This window comes from Streptomyces lonarensis, assembly GCF_012033735.1.
GTDB lineage: Bacteria > Actinomycetota > Actinomycetes > Streptomycetales > Streptomycetaceae > Streptomyces > Streptomyces lonarensis.
The window spans coordinates 1-22,650 of the sequence record NZ_JAAVJD010000034.1 but is presented as its reverse complement, the minus strand read 5'-3'; the positions used below and the strand labels follow the sequence as shown (position 1 = coordinate 22,650).

The window sequence follows — 22,650 nt, the reverse complement described above, 5'->3', positions numbered from 1 at the left end:
TCCCCCCGCTGCGTCGTCGCAGGCCGGCCCGGTCACGCCCGAGGGGTGACCGGGCCGCGGCGTGCCACCGGTCCCGGGTGCCTCAGACCCCGTCCGCCAGCAGCTGCCGCGCGGTGTCGGTGACGGTGCGCACGAGATGGCGCGGCACCGGGTGCTGACCCGCGCCCCGCCGTGTCACGGCCACGATGCGGCGGACGGGCGCCGTCTCCCCGCGGAGCGGGATGCGCGCCACCCGCGCCTCGTCCGCCAGCTGCGCGAGACGCGGCACCAGGAAGACCCCGAGGCCGTGCGCGACGAGGGCCGTGCCCGTACCCCACTCGTCCGCGTAGTGGGCCAGCCGCGGGGTGAAACCGGCGCTCAGACAGGCGGCCAGCAGCAACTGGTGATACGTGGTCCCCGGGTTGCCCACGATCCAGGGTTCGGCCGCCGCGTCGGCCAGGGTGACGCGGCTCCGCCCCGCGAGGTCGTGATCGAGCGGGACGACGAGATCCAGGGGGTCCTCCACGAGCGGCCGCTGCTCGAACCGCCGGTCGGTGACCGGTGGGGAGTCCGGCGTCGCCACCAGCAGCGCCAGGTCGGCGCGCTCGGAGAGGACGAGGTCGAAGCAGCGGTCGGGCTCGGCCTCGACCACGCTGACGGAGAGTCGCGGGAACTCGGCCCGCACCGCTGCGACCGCCGGCGGCAGCAGCCGGCTGGCGGCCGTCGAGAAACCGCAGACGGTGACATGGCCCGACGGTTCGACCCCCGCCCCCACCAGGTCGGCCCGCGCGTTCTCCCACTGCTCCTGCAGCAGCTCCGCGTGATGGAGCAGGACGTGGGCCGCGCTCGTCAACCGGACCCCGCGGCCCTGCTGGACCATCAGCTCCACACCGACATCCGCGGCGAGCTGTCTGAGCTGGTAGGAGACGGCCGAGGGGGTGTAGTGGAGCACCCGTGCCGCGGCGGTCACCGTGCCGTGCTCGGCCACCAGCTGGAGGATGCGCAACCGCGAGTCGATCATGTAAGAAGTTTGCACGATCAGCGCAGAATTCATTTGATTTTTCTTTTGATCTCGCGCCTCGATACTGGCCGACATGGCAGAGCAGCGTGTCACGAGGCGGCAACGGACCCGCCCGTCGCACTCCCGGACATCCCCCCGTATCCGTCACCTGACGACCCCCGGCACCCGCCCCGGCAGCCCCACCGCCACCAGGTTGCGCACCGCGGTGCGCCGCCGTCCGGCGCGCCCGGAGCAACTCGACCGCCGCACGGTCCGCACCGCCGCGCTCCTCGTGGTGGTCCTCACCGCCGGCGCGTACCTCCCCAGCCCGCTCTACCCCCGGTACCAGCAGCTGTTCGGCTTCGACGACCTCGGCATGACCATGATCTTCGCGATGTTCGCACTGGTCAGCGGTCCGGCGCTGCTACTCGGAGGCCCCGCCGCGGACCGCGTGGGCCACCAGCCCGTCCTCCGGCTCAGCCTGCTGCTCGCGGCAGCCGGCTCGTGCTGCTTCGCGCTGGCCGACGCGACGCCGTGGCTGTTCGCCGGCCGCGTCGCCCAGGCGCTCGCCCTGGGGGCCGCCACCGGAGCCGCGCAGGCGCTGATCACCACCCACCGGCACCCCGCGGCCCGCATCGGCGGCCCGCTCTTCGCGAGCCTGGCCTTCACCGTGGGCACGGCCGCCGGCCCGGCCCTCGCCGGCCTGCTGGCCGAGCACGCCCCGGGGCCGCTGCTCACCCCCTTCCTGCTGCACCTGCTGCTCCTGGGGTGGGTGTGGTGCCGCCTTCGCACCACCGTGCCGGTCGCACTGGCTCCGGGCCGCACCCGCGCCCGGTGGCGCCCGACCCGCCCCCGCATCCCGGCCGACCTCCGCCCGCTGTTCCTGGTCGCGGGGCTCAACGGGTTCCTCGCCTGGGCGGTGCTCGGGATCTACCTCGCACTCGTTCCGGCCCTGCTCGTCCGGGCGCTCGGGACGGACGACGCCGCGCTCACCGGAGCCGTGCTGGCCGCCGTGCTGATCTGCTCGCTCGTGGCGCAACTCGCCGCCACCCGCCGCGGCACCACCGGGGCGCAACAGCTCGGGGTGGCCCTGCTCGGCGGCAGCCTGCTGCTGCTCGCACTCAGCGGCGCCTCCTCCCTCGCCCTCACGCTGGCCGCCGCCGTGCCCGCGGGCGTGGGACACGGCCTGGCCTTCAGCGGCGCGGCCCGCGCGGTGGACGCCCGCACCCCCGACGGACAGCGGGCAGGGATCGGGGCCGCGCTCCATCTGCTGTTCTACCTGGGCTCCGGAGCCCCCGCCGTCGTCGTCGGCATCCTGACGATCTGGGTCCCGCTGGCGACCGCGGTCACCTGGATCAGCTGGGGCGCGGTCGGCCCCGCCGCGCTGCTCGTTCTCGCCACCGGCCGCCTGGCCCGACCGTCGCGCAACTGCCGGGTGCCCACACCCGGCTGACGACGAGCACGGGGCGGCCCCAGCCGCCACCCGGGACGTCCCGGTGCCTGGCTGGGAACCGCAGTACCAGGAACAGCCGTGCCTGGAGCCCCGGCGCGCAGCCGAGGACAGTCGAGGGACCGGAACGGCGCGGTCGCGTACCGACGTGACCGCGCCGGCCGGCCCGACGACAGTCCGAGGAGGACTCCCGTGCGTGACCACACCCGCCTCTACACCGACGGCCGCTGGACCGAGCCGCTCGACAGCTCCGTCCTCACGCTCACCGACCCCGCCGACGGCACCCGCTCCGGCAGTGTCGCCCTCGGCGGCGCCGCCGACGTCGACCGCGCGGTGGCAGCCGCCCGCCGCGCCTTCACCGGCTTCGCCCGCACCACCCGGGAGGAGCGCGCCGAGTCGCTCACCCGGGTGCTCGCCGAGTTCGACCGGCGGGCCGCGGACCTCGCGGACGCCGTGACCGCGGAGATGGGCGCCCCCGTCCGGCTCGCCCATGACGCGCACATCCCCACCGCGCGCCTCCAGATCACCACGGCGCTCGACGTCCTCGCGACCACCCCCTTCACCGACCCCGTACCGCGTGGTGACGGCGAGGTCCGCCGGGAACCGCTGGGGGTGGCCGCGCTGATCACCCCGTGGAACTTCCCCGTGCTCCAGATGGTCGGCAAGACCGTCTCGGCGCTCGCGGCGGGATGCACGGTCGTACTGAAGCCCGCGGAGACCGCCGCCCACACCGCCATGGTCTTCGCCGAGATCATGGACGCCGCCGACCTGCCGCCCGGCGTCTTCAACCTCGTTCCGGGCCGGGGCGACGTCGTCGGCCAGGCACTGGCCTCCCACCCCGACGTGGGCCTGGTCTCCTTCACCGGGTCTCAGGCCACCGCCACCCGGGTGAGCGTCGCGGCCGCCGCGACGACCAAGCGCGTCCACACCGAACTGGGCGGTAAGTCCCCCCAACTACTGCTTCCCGACGCTGATTTCGACGTCGCCGTGGCGACGCTCCACACCTTCATGATGGCAATGACCGGACAGATCTGCAGCGCCCCCAGCCGCACGCTGGTTCCGCGCGAGCGGCTCGACGAGTTCCTCGGCACCCTGGTCCCGGCCCTGGAGGCCCTCCGCGTGGGCGACCCGCGTGACCCCGCCACCGAGATGGGGCCGCTCGCCTCGGCGGCGCAGTGGCGGACCGTCCAGCGGTACATCGGCTCCGGCACGGCGGCCGGCGCGCGGCTGGTGACCGGCGGCCCCGGCCGGCCCGAAGGTCTGCCGCACGGGCACTACGTCCGCCCCACCGTCTTCGCCGACGTCGACAACACCATGCAGATCGCGCAGGAGGAGATCTTCGGGCCGGTGGCGTGCGTCATCGCCTACGACACGGTCAGTGAGGCCGTCGAGATCGCCAACGACACCCCGTACGGCCTGGCCGCCTACGTCGTCGGGCGTGACGCCGAGCAGGTGGAGGACGTCGTGGCACAACTCCGGGCCGGCGCGGTGCTCGTCAACGACGCCCCGTTCGACTGGACCGCCCCCTGGGGTGGGTACAAGCAGTCCGGGAACGGCAGGGAGTTCGGGGTCGAGGGCATCCTCGCCCATCTGGAGACCAAGGTCGTCCACCGGCCGGCCACCGCGGCGGCCTGACCCGGCGCCCCGGGCGGGGCCCTCGGGCGGGGCCCCGCGGTCGGCGGGTGCGGCCGTGCCAGGCACGGCCGCGCGACGAGGAAGAGGGGAACGACGTGACAGAACTGGGCGACTACCTCCGGGCGTGCCGCGCCCGCGTGACACCCGAGCAGGTGGGCATGCCGGCCCTCGGTCACCGCAGGGTGCCGGGGCTGCGCCGCGAAGAACTCGCCGCCCTCGCGGGGGTCAGCGTCGACTACGTGGTCCGCATCGAGCAGGGCCGGGCCACCACGGCCTCCGAGGAGGTCCTCACCGCACTCGCCGCCGCCCTCGGCCTCGCCGCCGACGAGCGCGCCTACCTGCTGCACTGCGCCGCCGCCTCCCCGCCCGCCGCCCGTGCCCGCCCCCGGCCGGGCAGCGGCGGCGGGCCGGCCGGGGGCGGCCGCGCCACCCGGCGTGTCGACCCGGCGACACGCGCTCTGCTCGACGGCGCACGCGGCGTCGCCGCGCTGGTACTGGGACGCCGACTCGACGTCCTCGCCTGGAACCCGCTCGCCGCCGCGCTGTTGACCGACTTCGGACGCGTGGCCCCCGAACGGCGCAACCTGGTCCGGCTCGCCTTCCTCGACCCGGAGCTGCGGGCCCGCTACCGCGACTGGGAGACGGTCGGCCCCGAGTGTGTCGCCTACCTGCGCATGGAGGCAGGCAGCTGCGCGGACGACCCGGAGTTCGCCCGACTCGTCGGTGAGCTCTCCCTGCGGGACGCAGACTTCCGGCGATGGTGGGCGGAGTACCACGTGCGGGCCCACCGGGCGGGCCGCAAGCGTTTCGTCCACCCCACCGCCGGCGAGCTGGAGCTGGACTTCCAGGTCATGGACGTGCGCGGCGCCGGCCAGCAGCTCATCCTCTACACCGCGCCGCCCGGAAGCCCCGCCGAGGAGGCGCTGGCGTTCCTCGAGCGGTGGACCGGCAGCACCCCCGACGGCCGCCCCGGGGGCCGCGCTCCGGAACAGCTCCGGTCCGGTGGGCAGGAGCCCGCCCGCGCCGACGCTCCCGGCCACCGCGCCTCGGAGTGACACCCCCGGCCCCGGTCATCCGCCGCCGGACCGGTAGCGGTCGGTCACCTCCGCCCGGTCCCAGTCGGCGCGGCCGCCCGCGCCCATGACCCCCGTGGCGGACCGCAGGTCGTCCATCGGCAGCTTCCGCATCTCCCGGCGCGCGATCACGCCCACCACCGCCGGGAACAGCGGCCGCAACGGCTGGCAGTAGCGCAGCCAGGGCGGTGCGTAGACCTGCCGCGACCGGCGTGCCACCCCGGTGGTGAGCCACTCGGCGACCCGAGCGGGGGAGTGCACCCGGCGCGCGAGCGCCGGCTGGTTGGAGCGCAGCGCCCGCAGCACCGGGTGCTCGTCGATCCCGGTCAGCATGTCCGTACCGGTCCAGTGCAGGTAGGCGACGCCGACGCCGACGCCGTCCGGCTCCACCTCGCCGCGCAGCGCCAGGGCGAACGACTCCGCCCCCGCCTTCGAGGCGCAGTAGGCGCTCATCATCGGCGCGGCCCCGAAGGCAGCCGTGGACGCGATCTGCAGGAAGTACCCGCGGGTACGGCACAGCTGCGGCAGGAACGCCCGGGCGGTGTTGGCCGACCCGGTCAGGTTGACGTCGATGACCCGCTCCCACAGTTCCGGCGCGCAGAGCACGAACGGGCCGCCCGCCGCGATACCGGCGTTGGCGACCACGACGGACGCGGGACCGAGCCGGTCGGCCACCTCGTCGGCAGCCTCCGCCAGCGCGGCGCGGTCGGTGACGTCGACCTCGATCCCGACGTTCTCGGTGAGCAGTCCGCCGGCGGCACGGCGGAGCGTCTCGCTCTCCCGGCCCAGCAGCGCCACCCGCATGCCCGCCCCGGACAACCGGTGCGCCAGAGCGGCCCCGACCCCCCGGGCCGCCCCCGTCACCACCGCGACCCGGCCCTCCAGGTTCCTCGTGGCATGCGCCGCGGCACCGCCGCGGCCTCGTCGAGCAGCACTGTGCATGGTGCATCCCGTCTCTCGGTCCACCGCCCGGGCTGCTCGGCCCCGTCCGGGACAGGCGTCGGGCGCGGTCGGTGTGGCAGCAGCTACACATGCCCGGTCGGTCACCGGCGACACTCGGCCGAGCGGTGGAGAACCCGTGCCACCACCCGTTCGGCGGCCGCGCCGGGGGCGGTCGGGCCGCGCGCGGGCGCGGCAGGACGGCTGCTTGACCCCGCCCTTACGTCATGGTTCTCACTGGTGCCATGAAGATCGTGCCGTTCGCCTATCTCACCTCCTACCTCCTCTCCCTGCTGGGCAACTCGATCGCCGCGATCGCGCTGCCGCTGATCGTGCTGCAGACCACCGGCAGCGTCATGGGCGCCGGCGCCGTGGCCGCGGCGACGGCTGTCCCGGCGGTCGCCGCGGGCCTGCTGATGGGAGTCGTGATCGACCGGATCAACCGGCGCACCTCCTCGGTGGTCACCGACCTGATCTCCGCCGTGGCCATCGGCGCCCTGCCCGTCATCGACCGGATATCGGGCCTCACCCTGGGGTGGTTCATCCTCTGCGGCATCGTCGGCTCGCTCGGCGACGTGCCGGGCATCACCGCCCGCGAGACCCTGCTGCCCGCGGTGGTGCGGCACGGCGGCGTGTCGGCCGAACGGCTGATGGGGCTGCGGGAGGCGCTGGGCGCCGTCGGCCTGCTGCTCGGCCCGGCGGCCGCCGGTACCCTCATGGTGCTGCTCGACGGCTCGACGGTGCTGTGGATCACCGCCGGCACCTCGCTCGCCGCCGCCCTGCTCACCCTGCTGATCCCGCACCGTGTCGGCGCCACCGACGGTACCGGCGCCGGCGCGGCGGAAGCGGGCAGCGGCTGGTCGCAACTACGCGTCGGCTGGCGCGCGCTGCTCGGCAGCCGGTTCCTCCTGGCCACCACCCTGATCAGTCTGGCGTCGGCCCTCGTCCTCGCCTCAATGCAGGGGCTGGTGCTGCCCGTCCACTTCTCCCTCACGGGGGAGCCGGGGATGCTCGGTTTCGTGCTCACCGCGCTGGCGGCCGGGATGCTGCTCGGCGGCGCCACCTACGCCGCCCTGGGGACCCGCGGCCCCCGTCGGGTCTGGTTCGTCTCCGGACTGCTCGGGACAGCCGTCGGATTCGCGTTGATCGGCTCCCTCGCCTCCACCCCGATCGTTCTCGCCGGCGCCGTCGTCGCGGGTGTCTCGGGCGGCCTCTTCGGCGGGCTGCTGGGTGTCCTCATGATCGAACGCATCCCGGAACACCTCCGCGGCCGCATCCTGGGAACGCAGAACGCTCTCATGACGGCTGTGCTCCCCGCGGGAATCGTGGCCGCCGCGCTGCTCACCGAGTACGCGGGCATCCGCGTCGCGGCCGTCGCACTGGCGAGCCTCTGGCTACCCGCCCTGCTGTTCGGCCTGTTCGCCAGGCCGCTGCGTAACCTGGAACCCGAACCCCGGGCGATGCCCGTACGAGAGGTGGTGACCGAGGGTGCGTAGCGGCGAACTCGCCCGACTGGCCGGCGTCTCCGTGCGCGCGCTGCGCCACTACCACCAGGTGGGAGTGCTGGCCGAGCCCGACCGCAACAGCAACGGCTACCGCGACTACGACGTGCACGACCTGGTGCGCGTGCTGCGCGTCAAACGCCTCGCCGCGCTCGGGGTACCGCTGGAACGGATGCCCGAGATCCTCGACGGCGACGCCGGTGAGGACGGCGGCCGGACCACCGCCGATCTCCTCGACGACCTCGACCGCGAACTTGCCGACCGCATGGCGCGGATCGCCCGCCAACGGGAGGTCATCGCCCTGCTGCGCGCGCACCGCTCCGCGCCCGACGTCCCACCCGAGCTGGCGCCCTTCCTCGCAGCCTTCGCCACCGCGGGACTCCCCGCCGATGTGGTCCGGCTCGACCGCGACCAGTCGGTCCTCCTCGCCCACTTCGCGGGGGAGGAGGGGATGGCCGGCCTCGCCCGGTTCTACGAGCGGCTCAGCAGCCCCGCGCTCTTCCCGGTGGTGGCGGCCGTCAGCGACGGCTTCGCCCGCCTCGGGCCGCACACCACCGACGAGGAGATCGCGACGTTCGCCGAGACGTTCGCCGCGGCCCTCGGCCCCGAGATCGGCGAGCTGGGCGGCACCGAATCAGCGCTGGACCTCGGCGACGCCGCGGACATGCTCGGGCGCCACACGGACGACCTGCTCAACGACCAGCAGCGCAGGGCGCTGCACCGACTTGCCGAACTCCTCGACCCCGCCGGCTGAGCGAGACCGCCGAGCGGGGCGGCGAAGCTCCTCAGAGGACCGGCGGCCCAGCGGCCTGCCGATCGTCACCGGGGCGGCGCTGGTGCCCGCGCCGGGCGTCGCGGTCGAAGATGCCCAGGATCTCGCAGGGGCCCCCGACCGCCCCGATCGCGTGCGGCAGCATCGTGGGGAACTCGGCCGCCTGATCGGTTTCCACCCGGAACCGCCGCTCACCGAGCAGCAGCAGCGCCGTCCCCGACAGCACCACGAGCCATTCGTGCCCGGGGTGGGCCCGCATCCGTGCCGGGTTGCCGGGCGGCGGGTCCGTCAGTCGCTGCCGCACCACCGTGGTGCCGGGCTCCGCGCGGAGCGTCCAGCGCAGCAGCCCGTGCGGCGCGTCATGGACCGGATTGGCGACCACGTCGGCGGTGTCGCGCTCCACCAACTGGTCCAGCGTGGTGTCGAGGGCCCGCGCCAGGGTCGCGAGCTGGTCCAGCGTGAGCCGGCGTCCCCCGGTCTCGATCCTGCTCAGCGTCGACTGGCTCAGCCGGGTCCGCGCGGCGAGATCGTCCAGCGACCAGCCCTGCGCCACCCGGAGCGCGCGGATGCGCCCGCGGACCAGCCGGTCGAGCTCCCCGTCCTCCTGCTCCATGGGCGTCAGCGTATGCCCTGCCGGTTGACCGTGCCGAGGCAGCGCGCAGCCGCTCTCACGCCTCCTGGCCCCGGTGGAGGAGAACCGGCCGCGGACGGGGGCCCGGCCCGGGCCGTCAGCTCCCGACGCAGCCGGCCAGCTGCCGGGCCGCGTCCAGGTCGTCGGCGAGCGGCAGGAACTCGGCGGTGCCCGTGACGGTGAAGAGCCGGGTGGCCCACGGCCTGAGCGGTCCGGCGATGGCGAGGGGCCGCCCCGCGTCCTCGTGGGCGGCCTTGGTCGAGAGCAGCAGGCCGAGCAGCGTGGAGTCGGCGAAAGTGAGGCCCGAGATGTCGACGATCGTGCAGTGCGCCGTCGAGCGCAGCGCCGTCGCCAGCGCCTCCTCGAACGGTCCGACGGCGTCGACGTCCACCTCGCCGCTGACCGCGACGGTGAAGATGCCGGAACTTTCCGCCGTGCTCACCACGGCGGCTTGTGGGGGGATCATCCTCGAATCCTCCCAGCCCGGGCCGAAATGTTCGGTCTCGTGAAGGTCACGTCTTTCCTGTTCTTCAAGTGCGGAGCGGTGGAGCCGTCGTGGTACGGCGCATCCGTCGACCGCGGGGGCCGAGTGCCCGGGCCGGTGGCGCCGCCGCGCTGTGATCCGGTTCGTGCCGTCGGCCGTTACCGCGGGCGACCGGTCCGCTCGGCCGTGGGGCCCGGGGAAGCCTCGGTGTCCCGGCCGCGGGGTGCGACGCCCTCGCCGCGGTGGCGAGGTCGCCCGCTGCGGAGCGCGTTGCCGCGGGGCCGCTTCGGCGGGCCGGCGCCGGTCGGGGCGGGCCGGGCCCGATCAGACCGCGCGGTCGTTCAGCGGCAGGACGGCGGTGAGTCGCTTCCCGACCAGCTCCCGGTGCATCTCGAACCCGGTGCAGACGGCGGTGACGATCTCCAGCCCGTGACCGCCGATACGGCGGGGGTCCTTCTCCCGGATCACCGGGAGAGCCGGGTCGGTGTCCCACACGCTCACCCGCGCGCACTCGGCCACCAGCTCCAGCTCCAGCATGTGCGGGCCGGGAGCGTGCCGCCGGACGTTGGTGACCAGCTCGCTGACGACCAGGGGGAGCATCATGCGGGCGTCCGCGCCGACCTCGACCCCGCCGCTGGTCCGGACGGCGTCGAGGAACTGCTCCGCGAGCGCCCGGGCCTCCCCGAGCTCCTCGCTGCCCTCATAGGCGGCGCATGCGCTGACCGGCTGCCCTCCCGTGTCCGTGCGGCCTGGCTTGCCCGGCGTCTCCGGCAAGGGGCCACTCGCTTTCCGTGGGCGTTCCATCATCATCAGTCCCGCATGCCCCAACGTCGGGACAACACTCCTGGACCCCGTGCCCATTCGCGCCACCGCGGCCGTGCCGCGCGCGCAACACCCCTCTTACCCGGTCGAAGCGGGCGCCTGGTAGAGCCCTCGGCCACCGGTCGCGCCCCGCGCGGGACCGGCCCGGCCCGCTGGCACGCGGGCCGGGCCGGTAGGAGCCGGAAGCCGGTGGGTCAACCGCGCCGTCGGAACGGCGGCGCGGCTGACCCACCGCGGCAGGGGCATCGCGGTCAGCGGTGCCGTCGGACCGCGAACTCGGCCAGCGCTGTCAGCCCCGCCACGGCCCCGGGCGCCGGCGGGTGCTCGGCAAGCGCCGAGTGCGCCGCCGCGAGGTGCCGGTCGGCCTCCGCCAGCGTGGCGGCCCTGCCGCCTGCCTCCTCCACCAGTTCCGCGGCCTGCGCGGGATCGCCGTCCTGTTCCAGGAGCACCCGCAGCGCCCGTCCGGCGGGCGTCGCGGAGCGCAGGGCAGCGAGTACCGGATAGGTCTTGCGCCGCTCCCGCAGATCGTTGTGGACGGGCTTCCCGGTGAGAGCCGGATCCCCCCACAGGCCGAGCACGTCGTCGGCGAGCTGGAACGCCACCCCCAGACTGCGGCCCGCCCGGTCCAGCGCCGCGACCGCGGTCGGTGCGGCTCCCGCCAGGGTCGCGCCCGTGGCGGCCGCGCAGCCGAGGAGCGCACCGGTCTTGCCCTCCACCATCGCGCGGTACTCCGCGGGGCGGACCTGCTGCTCGCCCGCCCACGGCCGGGAGGAGAACAGCAGGTCGTCCGCCTGCCCCCGCACCAGGTCTCCCAGTGCCCCCGACAGCAGCCGCACCGCCCGCGACCCCCGCGCGGGGCTGCCCGCGTGCGCCAGCGTCTCCACCGCCAGCGCGAAGAGTCCGTCACCGGCCAGCACGGCGGGTCCGGTCCCGTAGGCGCGCCACACGGTCGGGCGTCGCCGCCGGACGGCGTCGCCGTCCATCACGTCGTCGTGGAGCAGCGAGAAGACGTGGACCAGCTCGACCGCGACGGCGGCCGGCACCCCGTGGCGCGCGGGCGAGCCCGCGGCCTCGGCACCCAGCAGGGCCAGCGCCTGCCGCACCCCCTTGCCCCCCTCGCCGCCGGTGCTCACGGCTCCGCCCACCTCGCACCAGCCGAACGCGTAACCGGCCATCTCGGCCAGCCACGGATGCAGTGTCCCCACGGCCGCCTCGAGATCCGGCCGGACCTGCTGCCGACAGCTCTCCAGCAGGGCGGCCGCATCCCGGGCGGGCTCGACCTCTTCCGACGGCCTGGCGCGGACGATGTCGCGGAGCGCCGAACCGCCCGCAGTCACGGGGCGACCTCCAGCGGGCGCGCCGCCCCCGCCGGGCCGAGTTCGGCGCGCGCCCGCCGCACCATCTCCAGCGCGTGGCGGAGGCCCATGCGCTCCATGGTCTCGGCCAGCTCGTCCAGTTCGGCGGCGGTCTTGTCCGCGTCGCGGCCCAGGTGGGCGCGGGACTTCGCGAGACCGAGTCGTGCCAGCGCCTCACCGCGGGGCTCGTTCATGGCGCGGAACTCCTCCCACGCCTGGGCGTAGGAGTCGCGGGCCTCCGCGAACCGGCCCGCCCGGTACCGCACGTTGCCCTGCATCTTGTGGTTGTAGGCCAACGCGCTGCGCAGGTTCATCGTGCGGCAGCTCCGCTCTGCCTCGGCCAGCAGGGCGAGCGCCTGGTCCGCGTCCCCGTCCCGGACCGACACCACGTCCGCCAACCCGCGCAGCGCCCAGGCGTGGCCCCGCCGGTCCTCGGCGTCGGCCGCGATGGCCGCGGCCTCGGCGAACAGCCGGTGCGCGCTGTCCAGGTCGCCGGTGTTGCGGTGTATCTGGGCTAGCCCCTCCAGGGCCCAGACGGTGTGGCGGGCCTCGCCTCTGCGGCGGGCCTCCGCGAGGAGCTGCTCGTGGAGGCGGCGCACCGCCTCGTAGTCGCCCTGGATGCGTCCGGTCTCCGCCATGCCCGCCAAGGAGTAGCCGCGGGCCACGACGTCGCCGCCGCGTTCACCGAGGTCGGCGGCGAGCCCCAGCAGCCGCCGGGCGAGGGGGAGCCGCCCGCACTGCCGGGCGAGGGTGCCGCCGCTCCACAGCGCCCATGCCATGGCGCCGGCGTCCCCGGCGGACCGGGCGGTGCGGTAGGAGTCCTTCCAGGCGCTCTCCGCCTCCTCGGTCCGTCCCAGTCGCCGGTAGGCCTCGGCGGCGGCGAGTCCGGCACGGGCCGTCTCCAGGGGAGAGCCGGCACGGCGGGCCGCCGCCAACTGCTCGGTGGCCGCGGCCAGGACGTCGGGGAGGGAGGAGTTGACGGACAGGGCGGTGAGGGCGCCCTGGTACTCGGGGGCGAAGGCCTTGCCGTACATCGAGTCCTTTCGGCCGGAGGCATCGGTAGCCGGAGGAGAACCTCCGGCACAGCCTTTATACCGCGTATGTATACGCGGTATCTACCCGCCGCCCGGGTGGTCCGGTGCGGTGTGCGCCCATGAAGGCCGCACGTCCGCAGCGCAGTTGGCCACGCGCTTCGTCTGCGGCTGCCCCTGGCGGGCCGTCCCACGCACCCCGATCCGCAGTGGGCGGCCGCCCACTGCGGATCGGGGCTGCGAGCCCCGGGGTCCCGGGGCGGGTCAGGTGCCGATCTCGGCGCTCAGCGCCTCGGAGAAGGCCGAGACGCGGACGTAGACGCCGGGGAAGTCCGGTCGGGCGCAGCCGTTGCCCCAGGAGACGACGCCCACCAGAACGCCGTCCACCACCAGGGGGCCACCGCTGTCCAGCTGGCAGGCGTCGACCCCGCCCTCCGGCAGGCCGGCGCAGACCATCGACGCGCTGTCCACCTGGAAGGTGTGGGAGGCGTAGGCCGCCTCGCACGCGGCGTCCGCCACCAGCGGCACCTCGGCGATCCGCAGCACGGTGGACGCGTTGCCGACCTCCGCCGTGCGGCCCCAGCCCAGTACGTGCGACGGCGTTCCCGGCTCGTAGAGATGGGCGTCCGTCGGGCCGGCGATCGGGAGGGTGGCGAACGGCATGGGCTCGGCGAGGGTGAGCACGGCGACGTCCCCCGCCTTGGTGTCCCTGTCCCAGGCGGGGTTGATCCAGATGTCGCTGATCTCGCGGTCCACCCCCTCGGGGCCGAGACGCGCGGTGCGGCCGCCCACCACCAGATAGCGGGTCCGGTCGAGGTTGTGGACGCAGTGGGCGGCGGTGACCGCCTTGGTCGGTGCCACCAGGGTGGCGCCGCACCGCTGCACGCGGACACCCGAGGCGCCGGCCAACTGCATGACGTAGGGGTGCTCGTCGGTGGTGGTGGGGGTCCCGCCGACGATGAGCGGCGCCGCGGGTTCCGAGGTCACGGGGGTTGCGGCCACTGCGGGAGCGGACAGGACGAGGGCCGCCGTGAGCCCCGCCGCGAGTAAGCCGAGGGCCGAGCGGAGTCGGGACCGGGACTGAGCGAACATACTTCTCCCTCAATGTGGTTGACCGGTGGTGCTTCCGTGGAGACCCCAGCACGCTGTGGTGCGGACTGTCACCACCAGGCCGCGTCCGTCCCCGCGCCGGGGGCGCCCGCGCGGGCAGCGTCGTGCCCCGAGCCCGCGGCCGGCCGCCCCCGCCGGTGGGCCAGGACGCGTTTCCCGGGGCTGACCGCGGGTGGGGGCCACGCGCCACGCCACGGAGCGCCCGTCGACGGGCGCCGCCGCCCACCCGCTCCCGAGTCGTGCCGAGGCGTCACGCCGAGCAGCGGCGGCCACCGCCCGGGCCGCCGGACTCCGGGAGGCTGCCCCTGTCGCCGCCCGGGACGGCCCGCAGAGACGGCCGGCCGCTGGAACGGAGGTGCACGCGTGTCGTGCCCGGCGACGGCCGGTGGGGCGGCTGCGGGGCTCGCAGCGCCCGGCCACCGCCGCACGCCGCGCCGCTGTCGGTGGCCCATGATGGGATGGCACCGTGAACCGCGCAGTGGAGGACTCGAACCGTCGCATGCTCCGGGTCAAGGACGCGATGGACCGCGACTACGCGCAGGCGTTGGACGTGCCGTCGCTCGCCCGGCTCGCCCACATCTCCCCGGCGCACTTCTCGCGGATCTTCCGGGCCACCTTCGGCGAGACCCCGCACCGCTACCTGCAACGCCGGCGGGTGGAGCGCGCGATGTTCCTGCTCCGCCACACCGACCGCAGCGTGACCGACATCTGCTTCGAGGTCGGCTTCAACAGCCCCGGTACCTTCAGCCGCACGTTCCGCGACATCGTCGGGACCTCTCCCCGGACGTTCCGCGGTCGGGGAGGGGTGCTTCCGGTTCCCAGCTGCTTCACGATGGCGTGGGCCCGCCCGGCGTCGCCTCCCTCCGCACCGCGATGAGCAGTTTCGGACAAGCGAGGGCGCCCCGCCGTCGATAGCGTGCTCCCATGTTCACCGGTATCGCGCAGTCACAGATCTATGTTCTCGACCAGGACGAGGCGCACGCCTTCTACGTCGGCACACTCGGACTGGAGGTGGCCGCCGACATCGACATGGGCTTCATGCGCTGGCTGACCGTCAGTGTGCCCGGCCACCCCGAACGGCAGATCCTCCTGGAGAAGCCCGGCGCCCCCGCCCTCTCCGAGGAGACCGCCGCACAGGTCCGCGACCTGGTCACCAAGGGGGCGATGGGCGGGTGGCTCGTCCTCACGACCGATGACTGCCAGGCGACCTACCGGACGCTGCTGGAGCGCGGCGTGGAGTTCACGGAGGAGCCCACCCGGCGCCCTTACGGGATCGACTGCGGCCTCCGCGACCCCTTCGGCAACCGGATCCGGTTCACCCAGCCGACCCCCGCCCCCTGACCGCGCGGTCCCCGGCCGCCCCGGGGAGGGGCGGCCGGGGACCCGCCGGAGCGCCGCCCGCCTCTCCCGCACGGCCCCGCCGACGGTCGACAGGCGGCCGCGGCCGCTCAGCCGGCCGCCCGCGCGACCAGAGCCGTCAACGCGGCCACCGCCGGCTCGCTCAACTCGCTCACGGCGTAGGAGGTGGGCCAGAGCCCGCTGTCGTCGTCCAGCGCCGCCGCCGGGGTGAACCCGAACGTCGAATAGCGCTCCTTGTCCGCGGCCCCGCTGCGGAAGAAGCACACCACCGTGCCGCCGCGCGCGTACGCGGGCTGCCCGTACCACAGCTTGGGAGCGAGCTCCGGCGCGTGCGTGGTGACGATGGCGTGGACCCGCTCGGCCACGGCACGATCGGCCGGCGGCATCCCGGCGATCTTCGCCAGCACCTCGAGCTCCTGTGCCGCGGCCTTACCGCCTCGTGGCCGGTCCGCCTCCGTCCTGAGCTCGGCGGCCCGCTCCCGCATCGCGGCGCGTTCCTCGGGGGAGAAGCCTCCTGACCCGGTCGCTGGTTCGGAGCTCCCGCTCATCGTCATCACTCTCCTGGGACGGGGCATCCGGGTGGTGCCGTCTGCCGAGACCCTATGCCCGCTTCCGCGGTGGTCGCTTCTCGAAAGCTGGCCGGTCGTCTGCGCGCGGCAACTCGTTTCCTCGTCGAAATTCTGTGCCAGTTCTGCTTGGTGTGTGCGTGTTCGGCCAGATTCGACGGGATCATGCCATTGATTGCGAATCGGGCCAATCTCCGGCGGTGGGGGGGCTATACAGGATGGTCGAGGCAGGAGGGGTGCCTCGTTCCCGTGGGGTCGGTGAAGTGGGGAGTGGTCCGAGCAGTGCTGACCGTCAACGTGGCCGTGCTGCTGGCAGCCGTCGTCGTCGCACGCCTGTGCCGACGTACGCAGGCGCGCAGCAGAACGGACGAGAAGGTGACCGTGGTGCTGGTTCTGGCGCTCGGGGTTCTCATCGCCCCCACCCCGGTGGGGCAGGCGCTCTTCACGGCCCTGGGTGAACTGGCGCACGGTGTGACCAGGGCGGGGCAGTGAGCCGGCGGTCGCGGTCGCGGCCCCGTGGCCGACGACCGGGGCCGGGCCGCGGCGCCGTACGCCGGCGCCGGTCGAGAGCCGGAGCACGAGCCGGGGCACGACCGCAGTCGCGAGCCGTCGCCCCCGTCCTGCTGGGCCTCGGCGGGCTCGCGTTGGCTGTCGAGGGACTGCTCGCCACCTGGTGGGTTCCGGCCGTCGCCGCGGTCCTGTCACTCGCGGCAGGCGTTCACCGAGGCCAGGTGCGGGCCGGCTGCCCGCAGCCGGGGGTGAGGGGCGGCGGCCGTCGGCCGGAGACGCTCTCGCGACTCGACGCGATGCACCACTCGCGGTTCGAGGACGCCGTGCGGGACCTGCTGCGCCGCGACGGTTGCCGTGACGCGGTCCGCGTGGGCGGCGCCGGTGACCTCGGCGCCGACGTGACGGCCACGGACCCGTTCGGGCGCCGCTGGGTCGTCCAGTGCAAGCACCGACGCCAGGGCCTGGCCGGTTCCCCGGTCGGCACTCCCGACTTCCAGGTCCTGAACGGCACCGCCCGCCAGGTGCACGGGGCCGACGTGGCGGTCATCGTGACCAACGGCCGTGTGACGGCCCCGGCGGTGGACTTCGCCGGCCGCCAGCGGCTCCACGTGGTGGACCGCGAGGTGCTCGGTGCCTGGGCGTCGGGCGGCCGTCCGCTTTGGCAGCTGCTGCCGGCCGTGCCGCCGCCGCGTTCCCCTCCCCGAGGGGAACGCCTCCCCTGAATCCGCTCCCGGAGGAGAGGACTACCGGCCGGGGCCGGTGGGGCGTTCAGGCCGTCGGACCGCGGCTGCGCGAGGGGGTGATCGAGCTCGTCTCCGGGAGCCCGAACTCGTCGGCCAGCGCCGCGAACCGTCGCACCTTGTCCGTCCCGAACCTGCCGACGTGGGCCGCGTACTCCGGGTAGGTCAGCAGCCGGGCGGGCCGGGACTTGGAGTGGAACTTGTCGGCGTACATGACCAGGCGCTCCTCGACGGTCCGAGCCACGTAGTCGCCCGGCGGTATCGGCAGCCGCTGCTCCACCACGTCGGACGGGCTCAGCCCCACCCCGGTGTGGCAGGAGCAGAACCGGCACAGCTGCTCCGGGAACCCCTCAGCGGCGAGCAGCTCGTGGCCCAGCACCCCGTGCCGCACGTAGTTCTGCTCGTCGAGGCGCCCGTCGGCCCCGTACAGCCGGTAGACGCCGATGTCGTGCAGCAGGCAGCCCGCGCGCACCAGCTCCGTGTCCACCGGGGTCGGCAGCTCGCGCAGCAGCAGACGCGCGATCCGCCAGACGGTCTCGCAGTGGCCGAGGACGAGCCGGAACGCGGCGGCCGACGGGGCATGGGCCCGGTGCAGCGCGCGGATCTCCCGCTCGGTGGGCAGGCTCACCGCGGGGACCGCCCGGCGGTGTCCACTCCGCGGGCCGCGTGTCCGACGCGCCCGACATCTCCGTGGTGCATGAGGCCTCCGCCCTGCTCGGCCGTGGCCCTGCACGCCTCGGCGCTGCCTGGAGGATAGCTCCGGGCGGGTGGCCGGACCGGCTGTCGCACTCCCGGGCTCAGCGCCGCGCCCCGGCGCCGTCGAGTCGGCGGCCGCCGCCGACCTCCCCGACGTCCGCGGCGCCGCTCTCCGCCGGCCCGCCCCGGGCGGGCGCGGGCCACGACAACACCACTGCGACACCGGCCAAGGCCAGCGCCGACCATTGGGCGGCCCCCGGTGCGTCCGAGAACATCGCCCAGGCCCACAGGGTCGTGACCGGCGGGGTGAGGTAGAGCAGCAGGCTGGTGCGCGAACTCCCCAGGCGCCGCAGGCAGACCACGAAGGCCGTGTAACCACCGAGCCCGGAGAGCACCACCAGCCAGGCGAGGGCGCCGGCGACCGACGGGGTCAGGTCGAGCGCGAGTCCGCCCGTGGCAGCGGCGAAGGCGAGGAAGACCGCGGCGGAGACCACCACCTGGACGCAGAGGCAGGTCAGCGTGTCCGCCGTGGGAGGTCGGCGACGTTCCAGCAGCGCGGCGCCCGACAGTCCGAGCAGGCTCGCCACCGGGAGCAGCAGCCCGGCGCCCGACGAGCCGAACCCGCCGCCGACGCTCAGCGCGACCGCGGCCAGTCCGACGGCTGCTCCGAACACCTGCCTGCGGCGCAGGGAGTCGCCCCAGGCGAAGCGGCCCACCAGCATCACCAGCATGGGTTGCACCGCGCAGACCAGGGCCACCGTGCCCGCTCCGACGCCCTGGGACGACGCCCCGAAGACACCGCCCAGGAACACCACGTGCGCCAGGAGTCCGACCCCGCTCTGCCGGACGAGTTCGCGCCCGGTGATCGCGGTCCGCCGGGTGATCAGAACCGCCGTCGCCAGGATGGCGGCGGTCGCCACGTACCGCCAGGCGAGGACACCCGCGGGAGAGTCCGCCGGCTGGGCGAGCACCGCGCCCACGAACCCGGACGACCACAGCACCACGAAGCCGGCCGCCCATCCGAGATCTCTCATGGTCGTATGTAAACACACTGGTCGGTATACTCGCCGTGTACCCGTCCGACGGCAGAGGGGAAACGCATGCTCGCCCGAGCCGACCTGTCCCGCCTTGCCCCGGCGCCCGCCCCCACGACGACGCCCGCGGGGGAGCGGCTGCTGGCCGCCGCCGAGCAGCTCTTCTATGACCGGGGCATCGGCGCGGTGGGCGTGGACCTCGTCGCCGAATCCGCCGGAGTCACCAAGCGCACCCTCTACCAGCGGTTCGGGTCCAAGCAGGACCTGGTCGTGGCATACCTCCGCCGCCGAGCGCACCGCTGGCAGACGCTGTTGCTCGCAGACCTCGTTCGGCAGCCCGCCGGCGCGGAGCAGGTGCTCGCGGTGTTCGACACCGCGGAGCGCTGGGCCGCCGACAACCCCCGCGGCTGCGCCTTCGTCAATGCCTGGGCCGAGCTCGGGACGAGCTCCGCCGCGGTCGGCGAGGCGATCCGGGAGGAGAAGCGATGGATGCTGGAGCTCTTCCTGACCCTGACCGCTGACGCCGCCACCGCCGATCGGCTGCACCTCGTCCACGAAGGGGCCCACGTGACCGCGACCACGCTGGGGGACCGGGACGCGTACGCCAAGGCACGGGCGACCGCACGCGTCCTGCTGGCAGCCCGCGGCGGCGCACCGCCCGGGAACGGCTGACCGGGGAGCGCCACGCCGCCGTTCACCACTCCTGAGCCCGGGCTCCGGGACTGCCGGCTGCCGGCGAGTAGCTGTCGGCGCCGAGCACGGACAGCAGCTGCAGCTTCCCGTGCGCCTCGGTGCGAGGCTCCGCGGTGAACACCAGCAACGTCTGGGCGCGGTCCTCGGTGAAGAGCACCTGGCAGTCCAACTCGATGGCACCGACCTCCGGGTGGAGCAGCGTCTTGCGGTCGGCGAACCGGCGGGCGACCTCATGCCGCTCCCACAGTCCGGCGAACTCCGAGCTCTCCCGCCGCAGCAGGCGCACCAGCGCGTCGGCCTGGGAACGCGGCCCGTGCACGCTGTGGGCGACACGCAGGTTGGCGACCTGTGCCCGGCTCTGCCGGTCCCGGTCGTTCTCCGGGTACCGAGCACGCTCCGCCGGGTCCATGAACCACCGGTGGATCGCGCTGCGGGCCGGCCCCGAGAAGCGGGCGGTGTCCCCCAGGAGTGCCACCGCCATCCGGTTCTGCGCCAGGGTCACCCCCAGGTCGGTCAGCACCAGCCCGGGGGAGTCGCCAAGGCTTTCCAACACCCGCAGCAGTCCCGGCGCGACGCCGGCCGGCCCGTCGGTCGCGGCGGGCGCGTGGTGACCTGCGAGCCGGTACAGGTGGTCGCGTTCGTCGTTGGACAGCCGGAGCGAGCGTGCGAGTCCGCTCAGCAACCGGGCACTGGGCTGCGGCCCGCGCCGCTGCTCCAACCGGGTGTAGTAGTCGACGGACATGACGGCGAGGTGCGCGACCTCCTCACGGCGGAGGCCGGACGTCCGTCGCCGCACCCCGGGCGGCAGTCCGACGTCCTCGGGGCGCAGGGCCTCCCGTCGGCGGCGGAGAAAGTCGGCCAGTGCGTCGCGGTCCATGGGTTGATTGTGCGCCCGATCGGCCCCGGGCCACCAGGGACCGCCGATCCCCCGACAACCGCGCTCTGCCCGGGGGCGCCGCGGCGAGCGAGCATCGCCGCATGAACGAAACGCATCTGCGCGGCAAGCTGGCCGTGGTCACCGGGGGCAGCGACGGGATCGGGCTGGGGCTCGCGCAGCGCCTGGCACTCGCGGGGGCCGAGGTCGTCCTCCCGGTCCGCAACGCAGCCAAGGGGCGGGCGGCGCTCGACCGCATCGGCGGGGCCTCGTCCACCAGGTTCCTCGACCTCGCGTCCCTGGAGTCGGTCGCCGCCTTGGCCGACCGGCTGAACGAAGAGGGGCGGCCCATTCACATCCTGATCAATAACGCCGCCGTCATGACACCGCCGACACGACACACCACCACCGACGGCTTCGAGCTGCAGTTCGGAACCAACCACCTGGGCCACGTCGCGCTCGTCGCCCGCATCCTCCCGCTGCTCATCGCCGGTGCCGCCCGGGTGACCACCCAGTCCGCACTGGCCGCGGCCATGGTCAGGGGCATGAACTGGGACGATCTGCAGTTCGAGCACGGATACCGGCCCTGGCCCGCCTACGGCCAGTCGAAACTCGCGACCATGTTGTTCGCCCTGGAACTGGACCGGCGGAGCAGGCGGCACGGGTGGGGCATCACCAGCACCATGGCGCACCCGGGTCTCGCCGCCACCAACCTCCAGTCCGCAGGCCCGGGGCTGGGCGGGGGGCGCTCGCCGTTCGACGCGGCGTTCCGTTTCCTCGCCCCGCTGGGCTGGCCGGTCCAACGCGTCGCGGGCGGGGTGCGGCCCGCGTGGTACGCCGCCACCAGCCCGGAGGCGGTGGGCGGGCGGTACTACGGACCCCGCGGCCTGGGCCACCTCACCGGAGCGGCCCGCGAGCAGCGCCTCCACCGGGCAGCCCGGTCGCCCGAGGAGGCCGCCCGGCTGTGGGACGTCTCCTGCGAACTGGCGGAGGTGTCCTTCCCCGAAGCATCCTGAGCGACGCCGAGCCGGTCGGCCCGGCACCCGCCCGCAGGGACTCAGACAGCGGCGCGCGCGGGCGTACCGCACCCTTCCCGCTCGACCACCACCATGGCGGCGTCGTCCTCCAGGCTGCCGCGGACGTGGTGCAGCAGCGAGGCCCGCAACTGCTCCACCAGCTGCTGCGGCGGGCTGTGGTCGAGCCGGGCGAGGTGGGCCGGCAGCTCGAAGAAGTTGCGGGCGGGGTCACGGGCCTCGATCACCCCGTCGGTGTAGAGCAGCAACCGCTCACCGGGTCGGAACGGGTACGTCTCCGCCCTCGGGGGCGTCGCCCCGAGGAACTCCGCCAGGCCGAGGGGCGGCAGCGGCACGGACGCCTCCAGCGGCCGGACCTCGTCGCCGCTCAGCAGCAGCGGAGGGGGGTGCCCCCGACTCACCAGCTCCACCACCGGTTCGGCGGGTACCTGGGCCAGCACGGCGGTCACGAACTGCTCCGCCCGGTCGTGCGGCCCCGGCGCCTCCACCAGCTGCTCCGCCCGGCTCACCTCCCGCTGGAGGGCGGCCTCACAGCGCGACATGACGTCCGCCAGTTCCGCCTCGTAGTGGGCCGCCTCGCGGAAGGCGCCCAGCACCGCGGCGGTGGTACGCACCGCCGGCAGGCCCTTTCCCCGCACGTCACCGACGATGACGCGGATTCCGTAGGGGGTGGAGAGGACTTCGTAGAGGTCGCCGCCGATGCGCGCCCCCGCCTCGGCGGCCAGGTAGACGCCCGCTGCCCGTGCCCCGTGCAGCTGCTCGGGCACCGGGCGCAGTACCACGTCCTGGGAGACCTGCGCGATGCGCCGGACGTGTGCCAGCTCCCGCTCACGCCGCGCCCGCGCGGTACTGCTCGCCAGGCTCGCCAGTGAGACCAGCAGCAGCGCCGACAGGTTCGCGTACACCTGCTGACTGCCCCAGGCCTGGTTGAAGGTCGCCGTGGTGCAACTGGCGAGTGCCGTCACCACGGCCACCGCCGCCGTACCGCGGGGCCCCATGGTGAGAGCGGCGAGGGCGGGAGCCGGGGTGAGGAACGGCCCCGTGTAGAGGAAGTGCGCCGGGGACAGCTCGATGGACACCACCGCGATCACTGCGAGGAACGGCAGAATCCGCACGGCGGTGAACATGGCACTACCGGGCCGGATCAGGGCCGCCTCGTACGGTCCGCGGAGCATGCGCATAGCCCGAGCGTCTCATCAGACCAGCGCGCCCGCTCGGCCCGGCGGCCGCGCGGCGGGGTGGAGGACGCGGCCTTCGGGACCGGAGTGCCGCGCCGTCTCGCGGCAGGCGCGGCGCCTCGCCCCGCCATCGACCCGACACCGCCCGGGCGGCGCCCCGCCGGGTCGACCCGGCGGGGCGCC

The 22,650-nt window shown here is 74.6% G+C and carries 24 protein-coding genes; 11 read left to right on the top strand and 13 right to left on the bottom strand.

The window, feature by feature from the left end:
* Positions 1-82: 82 nt before the first annotated feature.
* A complete protein-coding gene (locus HCN56_RS07225; RefSeq protein WP_167968655.1) occupies positions 83-1,000 on the bottom strand; it encodes a LysR family transcriptional regulator in 918 nt (305 codons plus the stop codon).
* 73 nt (positions 1,001-1,073) lie between these two features.
* Here HCN56_RS07225 and HCN56_RS07220 point away from each other — a divergent pair, with 73 nt between their 5' ends.
* The 3 genes from HCN56_RS07220 to HCN56_RS07210 all read left to right on the top strand — a co-directional run bounded on the left by HCN56_RS07220 (position 1,074) and on the right by HCN56_RS07210 (position 5,119).
* Positions 1,074-2,432 (top strand): MFS transporter, encoded by a 1,359-nt coding sequence (locus HCN56_RS07220; RefSeq protein ID WP_167968654.1) that lies wholly within the window; start codon positions 1,074-1,076, stop codon positions 2,430-2,432.
* A 189-nt stretch (positions 2,433-2,621) separates the two neighbouring features.
* The gene (locus HCN56_RS07215) at positions 2,622-4,064 is read left to right on the top strand and encodes an aldehyde dehydrogenase family protein (protein WP_167968653.1); all 1,443 of its coding nucleotides are present in this window, start codon (positions 2,622-2,624) and stop codon (positions 4,062-4,064) included.
* A gap of 95 nt (positions 4,065-4,159) precedes the next feature.
* Complete coding sequence (locus tag HCN56_RS07210) at positions 4,160-5,119, top strand: helix-turn-helix domain-containing protein (RefSeq protein WP_167968652.1); 960 nt, start codon at positions 4,160-4,162, stop codon at positions 5,117-5,119.
* Positions 5,120-5,134: 15 nt separating this feature from the next.
* Here HCN56_RS07210 and HCN56_RS07205 read toward each other — a convergent pair whose 3' ends face one another.
* Entirely contained in the window at positions 5,135-6,079 is a 945-nt protein-coding gene (locus HCN56_RS07205) for an SDR family oxidoreductase (RefSeq protein WP_167968651.1), read from the bottom strand.
* Between the two features lie 242 nt (positions 6,080-6,321).
* Between HCN56_RS07205 and HCN56_RS07200 the strand changes: the two genes are divergently transcribed.
* Positions 6,322-7,572, top strand: coding sequence for an MFS transporter (locus tag HCN56_RS07200; protein ID WP_167968650.1), 1,251 nt, complete (start codon positions 6,322-6,324; stop codon positions 7,570-7,572).
* Complete coding sequence (locus HCN56_RS07195; RefSeq protein WP_167968649.1) at positions 7,565-8,332, top strand: MerR family transcriptional regulator; 768 nt, start codon at positions 7,565-7,567, stop codon at positions 8,330-8,332. The genes HCN56_RS07200 and HCN56_RS07195 overlap by 8 nt, the downstream gene beginning before the upstream one ends.
* Positions 8,333-8,363: 31 nt before the next feature.
* Here HCN56_RS07195 and HCN56_RS07190 read toward each other — a convergent pair whose 3' ends face one another.
* The 6 genes from HCN56_RS07190 to HCN56_RS07165 all read right to left on the bottom strand — a co-directional run bounded on the left by HCN56_RS07190 (position 8,364) and on the right by HCN56_RS07165 (position 13,675).
* A complete protein-coding gene (locus tag HCN56_RS07190) occupies positions 8,364-8,963 on the bottom strand; it encodes a helix-turn-helix domain-containing protein (protein WP_167968648.1) in 600 nt (199 codons plus the stop codon).
* A 115-nt stretch (positions 8,964-9,078) separates the two neighbouring features.
* Positions 9,079-9,447: an STAS domain-containing protein gene (locus HCN56_RS07185; protein WP_167968647.1), complete on the bottom strand. Its 369-nt coding sequence runs from the start codon at positions 9,445-9,447 to the stop codon at positions 9,079-9,081.
* A gap of 342 nt (positions 9,448-9,789) precedes the next feature.
* Positions 9,790-10,239 carry an ATP-binding protein gene (locus HCN56_RS07180; RefSeq protein WP_167968646.1) on the bottom strand — a complete coding sequence of 150 codons (450 nt, stop codon included), beginning with the start codon at positions 10,237-10,239 and terminating at the stop codon, positions 9,790-9,792.
* Between the two features lie 299 nt (positions 10,240-10,538).
* Positions 10,539-11,624: a polyprenyl synthetase family protein gene (locus tag HCN56_RS07175; protein WP_376770848.1), complete on the bottom strand. Its 1,086-nt coding sequence runs from the start codon at positions 11,622-11,624 to the stop codon at positions 10,539-10,541.
* Complete coding sequence (locus HCN56_RS07170; protein WP_167968645.1) at positions 11,621-12,676, bottom strand: tetratricopeptide repeat protein; 1,056 nt, start codon at positions 12,674-12,676, stop codon at positions 11,621-11,623. The genes HCN56_RS07175 and HCN56_RS07170 overlap by 4 nt, the downstream gene beginning before the upstream one ends.
* A gap of 261 nt (positions 12,677-12,937) precedes the next feature.
* Positions 12,938-13,675 carry a S1 family peptidase gene (locus HCN56_RS07165; RefSeq protein ID WP_167968644.1) on the bottom strand — a complete coding sequence of 246 codons (738 nt, stop codon included), beginning with the start codon at positions 13,673-13,675 and terminating at the stop codon, positions 12,938-12,940.
* A gap of 607 nt (positions 13,676-14,282) precedes the next feature.
* Here HCN56_RS07165 and HCN56_RS07160 point away from each other — a divergent pair.
* Together HCN56_RS07160 and HCN56_RS07155 are read left to right on the top strand one after the other, a co-directional pair.
* Positions 14,283-14,660: a helix-turn-helix transcriptional regulator gene (locus tag HCN56_RS07160; protein ID WP_167968666.1), complete on the top strand. Its 378-nt coding sequence runs from the start codon at positions 14,283-14,285 to the stop codon at positions 14,658-14,660.
* Between the two features lie 47 nt (positions 14,661-14,707).
* Positions 14,708-15,124 carry a VOC family protein gene (locus HCN56_RS07155; RefSeq protein WP_167968643.1) on the top strand — a complete coding sequence of 139 codons (417 nt, stop codon included), beginning with the start codon at positions 14,708-14,710 and terminating at the stop codon, positions 15,122-15,124.
* Between the two features lie 107 nt (positions 15,125-15,231).
* On the opposite strand, the gene HCN56_RS07150 is transcribed toward HCN56_RS07155, so the two are convergent.
* Positions 15,232-15,690, bottom strand: coding sequence for an iron chaperone (locus HCN56_RS07150; protein WP_167968642.1), 459 nt, complete (start codon positions 15,688-15,690; stop codon positions 15,232-15,234).
* 300 nt (positions 15,691-15,990) lie between these two features.
* Between HCN56_RS07150 and HCN56_RS07145 the strand changes: the two genes are divergently transcribed.
* Positions 15,991-16,200, top strand: a complete 210-nt coding sequence (locus HCN56_RS07145) for a hypothetical protein (protein WP_167968665.1) — start codon at positions 15,991-15,993, stop codon at positions 16,198-16,200.
* A gap of 314 nt (positions 16,201-16,514) precedes the next feature.
* On the top strand, positions 16,515-16,940 hold the full coding sequence (locus tag HCN56_RS27495; protein ID WP_446696828.1) for a restriction endonuclease: 426 nt from the start codon (positions 16,515-16,517) through the stop codon (positions 16,938-16,940).
* Between the two features lie 46 nt (positions 16,941-16,986).
* Here the strand turns inward: HCN56_RS27495 and HCN56_RS07135 are convergent, their stop codons facing one another.
* Together HCN56_RS07135 and HCN56_RS07130 are read right to left on the bottom strand one after the other, a co-directional pair.
* Positions 16,987-17,586 carry an HD domain-containing protein gene (locus HCN56_RS07135; RefSeq protein WP_167968641.1) on the bottom strand — a complete coding sequence of 200 codons (600 nt, stop codon included), beginning with the start codon at positions 17,584-17,586 and terminating at the stop codon, positions 16,987-16,989.
* A 169-nt stretch (positions 17,587-17,755) separates the two neighbouring features.
* Positions 17,756-18,688 carry a DMT family transporter gene (locus HCN56_RS07130; RefSeq protein ID WP_167968640.1) on the bottom strand — a complete coding sequence of 311 codons (933 nt, stop codon included), beginning with the start codon at positions 18,686-18,688 and terminating at the stop codon, positions 17,756-17,758.
* A gap of 66 nt (positions 18,689-18,754) precedes the next feature.
* On the opposite strand from HCN56_RS07130, the gene HCN56_RS07125 reads away from it, so the two are divergent.
* On the top strand, positions 18,755-19,360 hold the full coding sequence (locus HCN56_RS07125) for a TetR/AcrR family transcriptional regulator (RefSeq protein WP_167968639.1): 606 nt from the start codon (positions 18,755-18,757) through the stop codon (positions 19,358-19,360).
* A 22-nt stretch (positions 19,361-19,382) separates the two neighbouring features.
* Here HCN56_RS07125 and HCN56_RS07120 read toward each other — a convergent pair whose 3' ends face one another.
* Positions 19,383-20,258: a helix-turn-helix transcriptional regulator gene (locus tag HCN56_RS07120; protein WP_167968638.1), complete on the bottom strand. Its 876-nt coding sequence runs from the start codon at positions 20,256-20,258 to the stop codon at positions 19,383-19,385.
* A gap of 101 nt (positions 20,259-20,359) precedes the next feature.
* On the opposite strand from HCN56_RS07120, the gene HCN56_RS07115 reads away from it, so the two are divergent.
* A complete protein-coding gene (locus HCN56_RS07115; protein ID WP_167968637.1) occupies positions 20,360-21,271 on the top strand; it encodes an SDR family oxidoreductase in 912 nt (303 codons plus the stop codon).
* A 41-nt stretch (positions 21,272-21,312) separates the two neighbouring features.
* Here the strand turns inward: HCN56_RS07115 and HCN56_RS07110 are convergent, their stop codons facing one another.
* Positions 21,313-22,470, bottom strand: coding sequence for a PP2C family protein-serine/threonine phosphatase (locus HCN56_RS07110; protein WP_245246226.1), 1,158 nt, complete (start codon positions 22,468-22,470; stop codon positions 21,313-21,315).
* Between the last annotated feature and the right edge of the window lie 180 nt (positions 22,471-22,650).

Coding starts and splice junctions, on each gene's coding strand:
- HCN56_RS07155 (WP_167968643.1), top strand. CDS start 14,708: ATGTTCACCGGTATCGCGCAGTCACAGATCTATGTTCTCGACCAGGAC.
- HCN56_RS07190 (WP_167968648.1), bottom strand. CDS start 8,963: ATGGAGCAGGAGGACGGGGAGCTCGACCGGCTGGTCCGCGGGCGCATC.
- HCN56_RS07225 (WP_167968655.1), bottom strand. CDS start 1,000: ATGATCGACTCGCGGTTGCGCATCCTCCAGCTGGTGGCCGAGCACGGC.
- HCN56_RS27495 (WP_446696828.1), top strand. CDS start 16,515: ATGCACCACTCGCGGTTCGAGGACGCCGTGCGGGACCTGCTGCGCCGC.
- HCN56_RS07120 (WP_167968638.1), bottom strand. CDS start 20,258: ATGGACCGCGACGCACTGGCCGACTTTCTCCGCCGCCGACGGGAGGCC.
- HCN56_RS07115 (WP_167968637.1), top strand. CDS start 20,360: ATGAACGAAACGCATCTGCGCGGCAAGCTGGCCGTGGTCACCGGGGGC.
- HCN56_RS07200 (WP_167968650.1), top strand. CDS start 6,322: ATGAAGATCGTGCCGTTCGCCTATCTCACCTCCTACCTCCTCTCCCTG.
- HCN56_RS07170 (WP_167968645.1), bottom strand. CDS start 12,676: ATGTACGGCAAGGCCTTCGCCCCCGAGTACCAGGGCGCCCTCACCGCC.
- HCN56_RS07205 (WP_167968651.1), bottom strand. CDS start 6,079: ATGCACAGTGCTGCTCGACGAGGCCGCGGCGGTGCCGCGGCGCATGCC.
- HCN56_RS07160 (WP_167968666.1), top strand. CDS start 14,283: ATGCTCCGGGTCAAGGACGCGATGGACCGCGACTACGCGCAGGCGTTG.
- HCN56_RS07185 (WP_167968647.1), bottom strand. CDS start 9,447: ATGATCCCCCCACAAGCCGCCGTGGTGAGCACGGCGGAAAGTTCCGGC.
- HCN56_RS07110 (WP_245246226.1), bottom strand. CDS start 22,470: ATGCGCATGCTCCGCGGACCGTACGAGGCGGCCCTGATCCGGCCCGGT.
- HCN56_RS07130 (WP_167968640.1), bottom strand. CDS start 18,688: ATGAGAGATCTCGGATGGGCGGCCGGCTTCGTGGTGCTGTGGTCGTCC.
- HCN56_RS07125 (WP_167968639.1), top strand. CDS start 18,755: ATGCTCGCCCGAGCCGACCTGTCCCGCCTTGCCCCGGCGCCCGCCCCC.
- HCN56_RS07220 (WP_167968654.1), top strand. CDS start 1,074: ATGGCAGAGCAGCGTGTCACGAGGCGGCAACGGACCCGCCCGTCGCAC.
- HCN56_RS07150 (WP_167968642.1), bottom strand. CDS start 15,690: ATGAGCGGGAGCTCCGAACCAGCGACCGGGTCAGGAGGCTTCTCCCCC.